General features: G+C 45.3%; 14 protein-coding genes and 1 riboswitch. Of the genes, 13 read left to right on the forward strand and 1 reads right to left on the reverse strand.

Features of this window, described 5'->3' with window-relative positions; genetic code table 11:
* Positions 1-25 precede the first annotated feature (25 nt).
* From sigX to J7I83_RS02495, 3 genes are all read left to right on the forward strand, one after another.
* Positions 26-559 carry an RNA polymerase sigma factor SigX gene (gene sigX, locus J7I83_RS02485; protein ID WP_251047397.1) on the forward strand — a complete coding sequence of 178 codons (534 nt, stop codon included), beginning with the start codon at positions 26-28 and terminating at the stop codon, positions 557-559.
* Positions 549-1742 carry a hypothetical protein gene (locus J7I83_RS02490; protein ID WP_215099113.1) on the forward strand — a complete coding sequence of 398 codons (1194 nt, stop codon included), beginning with the start codon at positions 549-551 and terminating at the stop codon, positions 1740-1742. The genes sigX and J7I83_RS02490 overlap by 11 nt, the downstream gene beginning before the upstream one ends.
* Before the next feature lie 75 nt (positions 1743-1817).
* A riboswitch (FMN riboswitch) is annotated at positions 1818-1950 on the forward strand.
* Positions 1951-2095: 145 nt separating this feature from the next.
* Positions 2096-2677: an ECF transporter S component gene (locus J7I83_RS02495; protein WP_215099114.1), complete on the forward strand. Its 582-nt coding sequence runs from the start codon at positions 2096-2098 to the stop codon at positions 2675-2677.
* 206 nt (positions 2678-2883) lie between these two features.
* On the opposite strand, the gene J7I83_RS02500 is transcribed toward J7I83_RS02495, so the two are convergent.
* A complete protein-coding gene (locus tag J7I83_RS02500) occupies positions 2884-3135 on the reverse strand; it encodes a ferredoxin (protein ID WP_142826477.1) in 252 nt (83 codons plus the stop codon).
* 106 nt (positions 3136-3241) lie between these two features.
* Here J7I83_RS02500 and J7I83_RS02505 point away from each other — a divergent pair, with 106 nt between their 5' ends.
* The 10 genes from J7I83_RS02505 (at position 3242) to J7I83_RS02550 (ending at position 12474) form a co-directional block, all read left to right on the forward strand.
* On the forward strand, positions 3242-4267 hold the full coding sequence (locus J7I83_RS02505; RefSeq protein ID WP_215099115.1) for a YpbB family protein: 1026 nt from the start codon (positions 3242-3244) through the stop codon (positions 4265-4267).
* Positions 4264-5691 (forward strand): RecQ family ATP-dependent DNA helicase, encoded by a 1428-nt coding sequence (locus J7I83_RS02510; protein ID WP_215099116.1) that lies wholly within the window; start codon positions 4264-4266, stop codon positions 5689-5691. Before J7I83_RS02505 ends, J7I83_RS02510 begins: the two co-directional genes overlap by 4 nt.
* A gap of 337 nt (positions 5692-6028) precedes the next feature.
* Complete coding sequence (locus J7I83_RS02515) at positions 6029-6586, forward strand: LysM peptidoglycan-binding domain-containing protein (RefSeq protein ID WP_251047398.1); 558 nt, start codon at positions 6029-6031, stop codon at positions 6584-6586.
* A 70-nt stretch (positions 6587-6656) separates the two neighbouring features.
* A complete protein-coding gene (locus J7I83_RS02520) occupies positions 6657-7286 on the forward strand; it encodes a CBS domain-containing protein (protein WP_215099118.1) in 630 nt (209 codons plus the stop codon).
* Between the two features lie 68 nt (positions 7287-7354).
* Complete coding sequence (locus J7I83_RS02525; RefSeq protein ID WP_215099119.1) at positions 7355-8116, forward strand: metallophosphoesterase; 762 nt, start codon at positions 7355-7357, stop codon at positions 8114-8116.
* 66 nt (positions 8117-8182) lie between these two features.
* Complete coding sequence (locus tag J7I83_RS02530) at positions 8183-9151, forward strand: YpdA family putative bacillithiol disulfide reductase (protein ID WP_215099120.1); 969 nt, start codon at positions 8183-8185, stop codon at positions 9149-9151.
* A 67-nt stretch (positions 9152-9218) separates the two neighbouring features.
* Positions 9219-10187 carry an asparaginase gene (locus J7I83_RS02535; protein WP_215099121.1) on the forward strand — a complete coding sequence of 323 codons (969 nt, stop codon included), beginning with the start codon at positions 9219-9221 and terminating at the stop codon, positions 10185-10187.
* Positions 10188-10275: 88 nt separating this feature from the next.
* Complete coding sequence (gene prsW / locus J7I83_RS02540; RefSeq protein WP_215099122.1) at positions 10276-10965, forward strand: glutamic-type intramembrane protease PrsW; 690 nt, start codon at positions 10276-10278, stop codon at positions 10963-10965.
* A 241-nt stretch (positions 10966-11206) separates the two neighbouring features.
* Entirely contained in the window at positions 11207-11887 is a 681-nt protein-coding gene (gene cmk / locus J7I83_RS02545; protein WP_215099123.1) for a (d)CMP kinase, read from the forward strand.
* The gene (locus tag J7I83_RS02550; protein WP_215099124.1) at positions 11884-12474 is read left to right on the forward strand and encodes a lysophospholipid acyltransferase family protein; all 591 of its coding nucleotides are present in this window, start codon (positions 11884-11886) and stop codon (positions 12472-12474) included. The genes cmk and J7I83_RS02550 overlap by 4 nt, the downstream gene beginning before the upstream one ends.
* Positions 12475-12489: the final 15 nt, after the last annotated feature.

Below are 12489 nucleotides of genomic sequence, written 5' to 3' on the forward strand. Positions count from 1 at the left end.
TAATCCTAAGAACGGGGGGAGTATATTGAATGACTCCGTTTTCCATCGGCTGTACGAAGAATATCATCAGGATGTTTTTCAGTTTTTAATTTATCTGGTTAAAAACAGGCATTTGTCGGAAGATTTGATGCATGAAGTGTATATTCGTGCTTTTCGGGCTTATGACCGTTTTGAAGGGAAAAGCTCTGAAAAGACATGGCTTTTTTCGATTGCCAAAAACGTGGCAATCGATCATTTTCGAAAAACAGCAGTACGCAAAAAGCATTCGATGGAATATTTTGATTGGGAAACACAGCAATTGGTTTCGTCTGAGCGGATTCCTGAAGAAGTTTCATTATTGAATGAAGATAAAGTTCTTTTGTACAAGACTTTAGATACCTGCACAGGAGACCAAAAAATGGTTATCATCATGCGGTTTTTTCAAGACTTGTCGATAGCGGAAACCGCAGATGTTCTGGGCTGGACAGAAGGAAAAGTGAAAACGACTCAACACCGAGCAATCAAAGCTTTGCGCGAAAAATTAATAGCGAAGGAAGGGGGAGATGAAAATGCCAAATGACAAATGGACCGATGAATCCATCGAAGATTTGTTAAAAGGTTTCCCCGCAATCAAAGATAACCGGACAAAAGAAGAAGTCTACAGTCGGCTGGCCCAAAAACAGCAGGTTCAAAAACGGCCGAAAAAGTGGCTGCCATTGCTGGTGGCCGCGTTGGCATTTATTACAGTCGGTATATTGGTTGCCTCGATCATCAGCCAAAATGGCATTGATACCGCTCAAAACAAGCAAGGTTCAAGTGGAGAATCAGCGACAACAACTGATGATCAGGCGCAGGAAGAAGCGGCAGGCTTGCCTGAGGCTGAAGAATCCGCATCTGAAGAGACGGGCCAGTTCTCGACAGCACAGGTTGAAGGGCCAGTTCGGACAGCGGTTTATGAAGAGACTATCGGTGATCAGACATTGATGACCATCGGATTGACCGAAAATGCCTTTGTGGTCCCCGTCTCTTTCCTGATCCCCTATCAGCAGGTGGCAGTTGCATTTGGAGATGAAACTCCATCATCACTCGATCTCTATCAGGAGTATGCTGACAAGATTGACGAAACGCAACTCGGTTTTGATGAGTACCATCCGTATATTGGAACTTTGGAGAAAACGGCGGGAGGGATTCGCCACCTGTTGCCACAGGATCACCAATACGACCTGGCTTCTGCCAGTGTCGGAGTTTATTTCAATACTCTGTCAGAGACATTTTCTGATGCGCCAAAAATTGAAGTGGTCAATGAAGGTGGTTCAGCTGCGGAGTTTTCTGAAATCGGTCCTGTAGAACCTATTGTTCCAATGCAGGAAAACATCGCCTACTATTCCTTTGAATCTTCAAATGGTAAGGTTTACCTTGTACCCGGATACGATATGCCATTCGCTGAAGTGAGCGAGGCAATTGGAGCACTTACAGAAAGCCCGAACGATTTTTACGGGGCGACCGTACCGCAAAATGTAGAGATCCAAGTGTCAGAGGCGGAGGACCTTGTCCAGGTTGAATTTCAGGATTCTTTGGACTTGAATTCACTGGATCCTCTGGAAGCTGTTCGAATGCTTGAAAGCTTTGCGTTAACCGCTGATGCATTCGGGAAAAGCATAGAAGTGGAAGGGGTGCAGCCGAAAACCTGGAATGGATTCGACTTCAGCCAGCCACTGCCAATTCCAGTGGCACCTAATCTGCTGGAATGGCCAATACAGTAAGAAAGAAAGCGTTGTGAACAAATGTGTTTACAACGCTTTTTTTATATAATAAGATTAGAGCATAACAAAATATCGATTCATCTTCGGGGCAGGGTGCAAGTCCCTACCGGCGGTAATTGAACTCTGTTCATAAGCCCGCGAGCCGTAAAACGCAGGATTTGGTGAGACTCCAAAGCCGACAGTATAGTCTGGATGGGAGAAGATGAAGGTGCGGACGTTTGTCGTTTACATGTAGACGGAACGCTTATTAAGTGTGCCTTTTCTCCCTTAAGTGTTTTTTGCTTAAGGGTTTTTACATGGAAATGCAGGGTCTAAGCCTTTCTTCTGGTGAATCACGACAAGGAGAGAGGAATATGAAGAACAAGAAGTTGCAAAAAATGATCGTTATTGGAATGTTGAGCAGCATTTCGTTTATTTTAATGCTTTTCAACTTTCCACTACCCGCTTTACCTGCTTTTTTGAAAGTGGATTTCAGTGATGTGCCTGCGCTGATCGCAGCCGTTACAATGGGTCCGGTAGCAGGGATTTTAGTGGCATTTTTCAAGAACGTATTGGATTGGCTTTTTGCAGGAAGTCCTACAGGGGTTCCGGTTGGCCATATGGCGAATTTTGTGACGAGCCTGCTATTCATCTTGCCGGTATATTTCATCTACCACAAAATAGCAACTAAAAAGGGAATGGCCTTCGGCTTGGCTGCTGGTACATTTTCCATGGCAATCGGCATGAGTATTTTAAATTACTTTGTTTTCCTGCCGATGTACAGTTATTTCCTCAACATGCCAGCTGAAACAGGCAGTGTGTTGTTCGGCACCATCGTTCTGGGAATCTTACCGTTTAACTTAATCAAAGGACTGCTCTTGACTGCGGTCGTCTTGCTGATGTTCAGCAGCATGCACACGTGGATTGAAAAGCAGCGTTCCTATTATTTATCATAGATAGAAAAGCGTAAGCGCCCGTGTAGCTCTGCCGGGCATAAGTCAGACCAGTAGAGTGGCGCTCTTTGCCACGGCGCTGGGTTGGCTTATGACCCAAAGAGCTGGGCGCTGGAGTCTGGACAACAAGAAAAACATAACACTTTACATCAAAATAAAAAAAGAGGCGTTCGGCAGTTTAACACTGCTGAACGCCTTTTCTATTTGGATCAGTCTTCGTATTTTAAAGGGTCGCCTTCAAAAGATGAATCTGCAACTTTGATGGAATCTGTTGGACAGCCTTCAAATGCATCTTCCATGTCTTCCTCGAGTTCGTCTGGAACTTGTTCTGTCCCCATGTTATTATCTAAAATAACAAAAGCGATTCCTTCGTCATCGTAATCGTAAATATCAGGTGCAGCTGCACCACAAGCACCACAAGCGATACAAGTATCCTTGTCGACAATGGTATACTTAGCCATATTGTTTTCCTCTCCTTTATCTCCGAACAAGTTCAGTTATGCTATCGTATTTATTCTAAAGGTGTTTGAGCAGTTTTTCAACCCAAAACCGCTAGGGGGCGCAAGCTTGTTATTTTCCGAACTCATTCTGGTTATCATGAAAGCCGTTAATCGACAGCGGACTATCTCTTCTCCTTATCATTTGATCAAAGGAAAGAAGTCTGGACAAACTATACAGGATATCGGCTATTTTGGCCTGTATCCTTATTTTGGCGTGCTGCCAAAATTGGATAAGAAAGCCTACGACCAAGCGGTTCAACGCTTATTTTCAGAAGGCTATCTACTGGTCAATGAACAGGTGGTCGACCTGTCTCAAAAAGCCTTGGAGTCAGACATTGCCGCTTCACCGCTGAACGGCTGGAAATACCGGGGCAAAGAGAATCTTTTTTTCAACCGCTTGTCACTAATTGTTCAAACTTTTTCCCATACCAGCCAGCAAATAAAAATCTTTGATCCCATTGTCAGCAACGAAGACGTACAGAGTTGGGTGAAAAAATACCTGAAACGGATAGGGTTTCGTGATTTGGCGGTAGCGCGAGCGTTTAAAGAAGAACTTTTAATTACATTAACCGAAACGGAGATTTCTGAAACACACAAAATGATTGTCATGGAACGGTTGACGGGATCTGGGTTGAGCGGATTAACATGGCGGCAGATTGCAGATTCAAAAAACTTATCCCTACTGGATGTTCAATTGATGGCTGTAGAAGCTTTGCATGGCTGGATGGCAGCCATCGAGCGGTCCAAACCGCCGCTCTTGATCGGCCTGATGGATGGCATCATTCAGCAGTCCTCCTTGACAGAAACTGCACAGCGCACAGAAAAACTTTTCGGCCAGGGATTTTCACTGGAACAGATTGCTTCGCTGCGCCAGTTAAAGACCAGCACCATCGAGGATCATTTTGTGGAACTGGCAATGAACGATCCGCATTTCAACTATATGCCGTTTATAAATCCAACCTTGTACAAGGCAATCATTGCTGAAGGCCGGCGGCAGGAAACAAAGAGGTTGCGAGAAATCAAAGAGCATCTGCCAGAAGCCAGTTATTTTCAAATTCGTCTGGCTCTTGCAATCAGGGGGAAACAAGGATGAATCTAGAAAAATTGCTACAGTCCACGTATGGATTTTCTTCGTTCCGCCCAGGGCAGCGGGAGATCATCGAGCGGGTATTGGCCGGTGAAGATGTCATTGCGCTGCTGCCGACAGGAATGGGGAAATCAATCTGCTATCAGCTGCCAGCGAAAGTTCTGCCGGATAGTGTCTTGATAGTTTCCCCGCTGCTGTCGTTGATGCAGGACCAAGTGGCCCAATTGAAAAAGATGGGTGAGAAATCGGTAGTCGCCATTAACTCATTTTTAAAGCCGGAAGACAAAGAAAAAATTTGGAACACGCTCAGTTCCTATAAGTTTATTTTTATTTCGCCGGAAATGCTTGTCCAGCCCTTCGTCAAACGAAAGTTGGGGCAGATACGGATATCTTTGCTGGTGGCTGATGAAGCCCACTGCATTTCTCAATGGGGATTTGATTTCAGGCCGGATTATCTGCGGATTTCTGAAATCCTGCCTGCCTTGAACTTCCCGCAGGTGTTGGCGTTGACTGCCACGGCAACCGATAAGGTCACGGAAGAAATAAAAAAATACCTAGGGCTGAAAGAACCTTATGTTTACACGCATCCGATGGATCGCAAAAACATTGTCTATGATATAAAGAAGTTTGAGGACGGCCGGGATAAAGTTGAGTTTATAAAAGAATTTGTTCGAAAATTCAATGGTCCTGGAATTATTTATGCAGGTACCAGAAAAAAGTCCCAGGAACTCTCTGTGCTATTAACGGAGCAAGGGATTTCGGCAGCATTTTATCATGGTGGAATGGAACATCAGGACCGTATTTTTGTCCAGCAGCAATTTCAAAACGGTGAGCTACAATGGATCTGTTCAACAAACGCTTTTGGCATGGGTGTCCATATTCCAAATATCCGCCACGTCATCCACTTCCAGCTTCCGACTTCCATTGAAGGCTATGTCCAGGAAGTGGGGAGAGCCGGCCGGGATGGCCAGCCGTCTTTAGCTACGCTGCTGTATGCACAAGGGGATGAAGTGCTGCTTGAAAGCTTGGTGATGGACGATTTGCCGAACGAGCACGAAATCAAAGCTGTGAACCGCCATGGTGTTGGTGCAACGCATCTCATTGACCAGGGAATCGTCCGGGAGACCGCGTTCAGGGTAATTTCCTACTGGATGACCCAATTGCCTATTGAAGGCGTCATCAGCCAGATAGAGCTTTTGAGGAGCGGCAAAAGACTGCAAGTATCAAAAATCCGTGAATTGATCGGGCTCGAAGGCTGTTTGCGCAGCTATATTATCCAGTGCTTCGATCAGCAGCTCAATGACAAGCCAGACAATTGCTGTGCTAACGATAGGATCAATTATGATGTCTTTGAAGCTTTTTCATATTCCAAAGAAAAGCAGTTTTCCCTTGAATGGCAGGACCGCTTAGGTGCAATATTACCTATATAAGAATCTCATTAACTGTCATTTACAAATGAGCCTTTTTTCGTCATAATAGATATATTAGTACAGATAGGGGTAGTCATGTATGGGTAATCATAGTTATCATGAGTCGATCGAGAAGAATCGACAAGAAATATCGGTGGATAAAAGTTCGGCGTTGTCCAGAGCAGCTCAGAGACAGGCACAAAAGCCTAAGTCTAAAAAAAGCAAAAGCCTCCTGATGCCTGCGTTATTTTTTATATTCATATTAATACCGGTTTCTTTACTGATTTATGTAGCTTTTTTATTTGAACCCGATGATTCTTTGACAGCCAAACCCGCGGAAAACGAAGTGAGTTTCGAGATGAATTCCCAACCATCCACGACTTCAGTTGCTGCGGCCGATGAAGAAAAAGAACAGCAAGAACAACAAGCACTAGCAGAAAAAGACAAAGCAGCTGCAGAAAAAGAAGCGGCTGATGCAAAAGCAGCTGAAAAAGCGGACGCCGATGCTGCTAAGGCTGAAGCCGAAGCTAAAGCGGAAGCAGAGGCCAAAACAAAAGCCGATGCAGAAGCCAAAGCTGCAGCTGAAGCAGAGGCCAAAGCGAAAGCTGATGCAGAAGCTAAGGCTTCAGCTGAAGCAGAGGCCAAAGCGAAAGCTGATGCAGAAGCTAAGGCTTCAGCGGATGCCCAGGCCAAAAAAACAGCAGAAGCCAAAGCGAAAGCGGAAGCCAAGAAAAAAGAGGAAACACCAAGCACTTCCGGCAAAACCTATGTCGTGAAATCCAGTGAAACGCTCTATCGCATCGCCGTCAATAATTACGGAGCAGCCGGAGCAGCAGCGGCGGTGGAAAAAATCAAACAGGCTAATGGCTTGACTTCAAATAGCATCAGTCCTGGACAAACTTTGATTTTGCCATAGATTGTTATGCTGATTAGCGGGTAAAGAAACAGGGAATATACATGAAAGATCAGAAAGTAGGGACGAACGGATGTTTGTTAAAAGTGCGATGGTCAAAAGAGAAAAATGTTTCACGGTTAAAATGGAGGATTCTGTACAAGTAGGTTTTGATCTGTTGGAAAAACACTCAATCGATGCTTTACCGGTAGTTAATGGAACGGAGTACAAAGGAATCTTCACTTGGTACCATGCATACCGCGCGTTTTTCTATTCTGGAAAATCGAATGAAGAATTTATCAGTTCGACTAAGATCAGCGACGTGATGGTAAATGAGAAAGTTTATTTGAACATTGACGATGTTTACGAAAAAGCGCTGGTTGAACTGAATGATTTCCCGATTATTGCAGTCGTCGAAGACCACCAATTTCTGGGGATCGTCACCCGCTTTGATATCGTCAACCAATTGCAAAGTGCTTTTGGAATGAACAAACCGGGATACCGTATCACGTTCACTTCGGTGGAATCCGAAGGGCGTATTGGCCGGCTGGGAGAAATCATCGAAAAATACAAGGAATCCGTAGTCTCTCTTGTCACTTTTGATGAAACCAATAAAATGGTTCGCCGGATTGTCCTGAAGATCAAAAAGAAGGATAATGTCAACCGGTTCGTGAAAGAGCTTGAGAAATCCGGCTTCCGTGTATTGGACATCGCAGAAGATTAATAGCAGAATAAGACGGAAAAGCATAAGCCTCGCTTATGTTTTTTTCTTCTTTTGGAAGGAAGCTCTACATGAAATATTTAATTCGTATCATCCTGGCAGCAGTGGCGCTGCTTCTTTTTATGACCCGAAACGCCTTTTCGGAAAAACTCATTCAGGAAACGATTGAACTCCCTGCAGACAAGCCGTTTCAACCGTTTAAACTACTGTTTATTGCTGATGTACACCGTAGAGCCATTCGAGCCGACTTGATCGATTTTCCCGTCGATATCATCGTAATCGGGGGCGATCTAGTGGAGAAGGGTGTGCCGCTCGAACGGGTCGCAGAAAATGTCAAAAGACTGACGGCTCAGGCCCCCGTCTATTTTGTGTGGGGCAATAATGACCGGGAAGTGGATGAAGCTTCACTCAGGAAAATTTTCAGTCAATACGGTGTGATTGTGTTGGATGACCAATCAGCGCCGCTATTCGGCAATGAGCAATTGAAGTTGGTCGGGCTTGACCATTTCGCCTATAAGCCCGACGGTTTCGAAAATGCTTTTAAAGAAGTCAACGACCATGATACAGTTTTGTTTGTGTCACATACTCCTTTTGATTTCTGGAAAGTAAAAGAGCATTACTTTGCCGACTTGCTGCTTGCCGGCCATACTCACGGTGGGCAAATTCGCATCGGACCTTTTGGTTTATTCAGTAAAGGGTCCATGAAAGTGAAAGAAGGAAGGATTGAACTCATCAGCAACGGCTTCGGCACGACGACTTTGCATTTGAGGCTCGGCGCTCAGGCAGAATACCATGTGCTGACAATCTGCCCCAAAACCAAAACGGACAACTAATATTTGTCATGAGTTGGATAAATCCATTATGCTTAGAGAAGGATCAAGTACAGGAGATGTTTGAGAATGGAATATGTAGATGCATTAATTATTGGAGGCGGTCCCTGCGGCTTGTCGGCTGCCATCGAGTTAAAAAAACTTGGCCTCCGTCCGGTAGTGGTCGAAAAAGGAAATGTCGTCAATGCGATTTTTAATTACCCGACGCATCAAACCTTTTTCAGCACCAGTGAAAAACTGTCGATTGGCGATGTGCCCTTCATCATAGAAGGACGTAAACCTAAGCGCAATCAGGCTTTGGTCTATTACCGCGAAGTCGTCAAACGGAGCGGTGTCGACGTACGCCCTTTTGAAACGGTAGAGCGTGTGGAAAAGGACGGCCTGTTTACCGTGACCACATCAAAAGCCGAATACCAGGCCAAGTACGTAATTGCTGCGACTGGTTACTACGACCAGCCCAACAAACTTGAAGTAGAGGGCGCAGGTTTGCCGAAAGTGATGCATTATTTCAAGGAGGGCCATCCTTATTTCGATCAGGATGTCTTGATCATCGGTGGAAAGAACTCTGCTGTCGATGCTGCTCTTGAATTGCATAAGGCAGGCAGCCGCGTAACGGTGTCCTATCATGGCACGAGTTACTCCAAGAGCATCAAGCCCTGGATCCTCCCGGAGTTTGACGGCTTGGTGAGAAAAGGGGAAATCACGATGCTGTTCGATTCGATGGTCGACAAGATTGCAGAAGGCACAGTAGAGCTGACAGTCAACGATCAAACGGCAACAATCCCCAATCAGTTTGTCTTTGCGATGATCGGTTATCATCCCGACCATCAGTTTTTACAATCAATGGGCATTTCCATCGATTCGGTTTCCGGACGGCCATCCTTCGATGAACAAACGATGGAGACCGATGTGGACAATCTTTATATTGCCGGTGTTATTGCGGCAGGAAATAATGCCAATGAAATCTTTATTGAAAATGGGCGCTTTCATGGACAGCAAATTGCGGAAGCTATTGCAAAAAAAGAAAGCACAGTTTGATTGTGCTTTCTTTTTTGTGGCTTTGAAATGAATGTGAAAAACCTTGAATAGGAAAGGGATTTTGAATATGAAAAAGAAAGTATCATTGATCACCACAGGCGGTACCATCGCCAGCAGAGAAATTTCAAACGGGCTATTGCAGTCGGGCGCGATTTCTGGAAAAGAGCTGGCTGAGCTCTGCCAGCTTCCGGAAGAAATCGAAGTGAAAGTGATCGACGTTTTCCAATTGCCGAGCATGCATATCGGCTTCGAACAGATGCTGACAGTCAGAGAAGCGATTCTCCAGGAATTGAAGGACCCGGAAGTGGAAGGCATTGTTGTTACACATGGTACAGACACACTGGAGGAAACTGCCTATTTTTTGGGTCTGACAATTGGTGATGACCGGACAGTGGTCATCACAGGCTCACAGCGTTCTCCTGAGGAAGTTGGAACCGACGTCTACTCCAATCTGCGCAATTCCATCTATGTAGCTGTAGATCATAGCTTGAGAGGGATAGGAGCGGTTGTCGTCTTTAACGAACGGATTTACAGTGCCAAATACGTCAAAAAAGTGCATTCCAGCAACTTGCAGGGCTTTGATTCGTTTGGGCATGGCTATCTTGGAATTATTGACAACGACACAGTGCGGGTCTACCAAAAGCCTGTAATGCATGAAGTGCTTGCAGTCAATGGGCCATTGCCGCGAGTGGATATCATCAAATGCCATTCAGGGCAGGATGGTTATTTGGTCGATATGCTGGTTTCTGGCCCTTCTAAAGGGATTGTTCTGGAAGCGGCAGGCAGAGGGCAAGTATCTCCACATATGATGGAAGCGATTGATCACGCAGTAAGGCAGGGAATTCCGGTCGTCCTGACGACAAGCGCTGAAGAAGGCAATACTTATCCAGCCTACAGCTATCCAGGCAGTGCACATGACCTGTTGACCCGCGGCGTTGTTCTCGGCAGTGACTACGACAGCAAAAAAGCGCGCATTAAACTTTCGGTTTTGTTATGTGCCAATGAAGCCATACAGGCAGATGCTTTTGACAGATAGGAAATTTCAGGAAACTGTTCTGGAAAGCCGAAAAGTCATGCAGGTAAACATGATATAATAACTGTAATCCAAACAAAGGGGTAGGCATATGATCATTCTATTAACTGTAGCAATTGCCCCGAGTCTAGCGCTTTTCAGTTATTTGTATTTGCGCGACCAATTTGCCAGTGAACCATCCAGGCTGCTGTTCCAAACTTTTTTGTATGGAGTCGCTTTGACATTCCCGATTCTTTTTGTCCAATATGTATTTGATGCGGAAGGCGTTTTTACCAATAGTTTTGCACAGAATATCCTTTTTTCCAGTGTCATAGAAGAGTTTTTCAAATGGCTGGTGCTATTGATTGCGGTATACCGCCATGTCGACTTTGAAGATCCGTACGATGGCATCCTTTATGGTGCCAGCGTTTCTTTAGGGTTTGCGACTGTCGAGAATATTTTGTATTTGTTGGAGTTCGGCCTGCAGACGGCATTCATCCGTGCTTTCCTGCCAGTATCAAGCCATGCCTTATTCGGCGTCGTCATGGGCTATTATTTTGGCAAGGCGAAATTCAGCAGGAGCAGCAAACGCTGGCGGTGGATCGGCTGGGCATTTGTCAGTTCAGTGGTTCTCCACCTTGCTTATAACTCCAGTCTGTACGTATACGACAACATCATGTATGGAGCCATTCCATTCATGCTGTTCCTTTGGTGGTTCGGCCTCCGGAAAGTCAAGCAGGCCCATCAACTTTCCCTGTCGCATTACCATGACTACAATTCTTCAGCTCAATCAGGTGAATGAAATGAATATCCAAAGAAAAAGTCTTATACATGAAGGCTTTTTTTTGTATAAAAAAGTATAGCTTTTAGATTTTTATACAATGTCCGGTCTTCAGCGCACCGATTCTAGGGTCGTAAGCTACTCTGGTTGTGCGGCAGAAAAAGCCGCTTCAACAGAGCATCTTTCGCCCGTCGAATCCACAAAGGCGCTTGCGCTTTTCTTATGTTAAAATATGATGAATACATAAGATGAGGTGACTATTTTGACGAAACCGATACAAATAGCGATCGATGGGCCGGCAGCTGCGGGCAAAAGTACAATAGCGAAAATCGTGGCAGAAAAACTGGGCTATGTTTACATCGATACCGGTGCTATGTACCGTGCTATTACATTAAAAGCTTTAACAAAAGAGATCAATATGGCCAGCAATGAAGAAGCGGGCCAATTATTATCGGAAACAGAAATTGACCTCCAGCCGTCCGGAGACGGTCAGTTGGTCTTCCTAGATGAAAAAAATGTGACAGACGCAATCCGTTCCCAGCATGTGACAAAAGCCGTATCTGAAATGGCGGCTCACGAACTGGTGCGGCTTCGGATGGTTGAGCTGCAGCAGCAACTGGCTGAAGGGCGAGGGGTAGTTATGGATGGCCGAGATATTGGAACCCATGTCCTTCCGGATGCTGCATTGAAAGTATTTATGTCGGCATCGGTCGAAGAACGAGCGAGAAGAAGGTTCGAGGAAAATAAAAAAAGAGACATCCTGACGCCGTTGGAGGAACTTCAGGCTGAAATCGCCAAACGGGATAAAATGGACAGCGAACGCGAAGTTGCTCCGCTGCGCCAGGCAGATGATGCAGTTTATTTGGATACTACAGACCTGACTATTGCTCAGGCGGCACAGGAAATTCAGAAATTGGCTGAAGAGAGGTTGGGGGTAAAGTGAACTTATATGCATTTGGCAAAGGACTTGTAAAAACTGTATTGAGCCCTTTATATCGCTTTGAAATAATCGGGTCTGAAAACTTTCCGAAAGAAGGCGGGATTCTTCTTTGCTCTAACCACATACACGCACTTGATCCGCCTGTTGTTGGAATGACAGCTCCCAGAACCGTCCATTTCATGGCAAAAGAAGAACTGTTCAAGGCACCGATTCTCGGGCCGATCCTGCCGAAGTTAAATGCTTTTCCTGTAAAGCGGGGGATGAGCGATCGCGAAGCTCTCCGTATGGCATTGAAGATATTGAAAAGCGGGGAAGTGGTCGGACTGTTTCCAGAGGGAACACGGTCTACCGATGGCGTTTTGAAAAAAGGCCTCAGCGGAGCAGGTTTTTTTGCACTTCGCGGTAATGCAGATGTCATGCCTTGTGCGATCATCGGACCATATAAGGCGTTTCGCAAAGTAAAAGTGGTCTACGGTGAACCGATCCGAATGGAGCCATACCGTGAAAGAAAGGCCTCAGCCGACGAAGTGACCGGAGCCATTATGTCCAGCATCCAGAAAATTCTTGATGACTACACCGTCAATAAGTGATAATTTTTGTTTTTA

The sequence above is a fragment of the Planococcus sp. ISL-110 genome (assembly GCF_018613575.1).
GTDB lineage: Bacteria > Bacillota > Bacilli > Bacillales_A > Planococcaceae > Planococcus.

Coding starts and splice junctions, on each gene's coding strand:
- J7I83_RS02535 (WP_215099121.1), top strand. CDS start 9,219: ATGAAAAAGAAAGTATCATTGATCACCACAGGCGGTACCATCGCCAGC.
- J7I83_RS02530 (WP_215099120.1), top strand. CDS start 8,183: ATGGAATATGTAGATGCATTAATTATTGGAGGCGGTCCCTGCGGCTTG.
- J7I83_RS02510 (WP_215099116.1), top strand. CDS start 4,264: ATGAATCTAGAAAAATTGCTACAGTCCACGTATGGATTTTCTTCGTTC.
- J7I83_RS02515 (WP_251047398.1), top strand. CDS start 6,029: ATGAATTCCCAACCATCCACGACTTCAGTTGCTGCGGCCGATGAAGAA.
- prsW (WP_215099122.1), top strand. CDS start 10,276: ATGATCATTCTATTAACTGTAGCAATTGCCCCGAGTCTAGCGCTTTTC.
- J7I83_RS02500 (WP_142826477.1), bottom strand. CDS start 3,135: ATGGCTAAGTATACCATTGTCGACAAGGATACTTGTATCGCTTGTGGT.
- J7I83_RS02520 (WP_215099118.1), top strand. CDS start 6,657: ATGTTTGTTAAAAGTGCGATGGTCAAAAGAGAAAAATGTTTCACGGTT.
- J7I83_RS02495 (WP_215099114.1), top strand. CDS start 2,096: ATGAAGAACAAGAAGTTGCAAAAAATGATCGTTATTGGAATGTTGAGC.
- J7I83_RS02490 (WP_215099113.1), top strand. CDS start 549: ATGCCAAATGACAAATGGACCGATGAATCCATCGAAGATTTGTTAAAA.
- J7I83_RS02525 (WP_215099119.1), top strand. CDS start 7,355: ATGAAATATTTAATTCGTATCATCCTGGCAGCAGTGGCGCTGCTTCTT.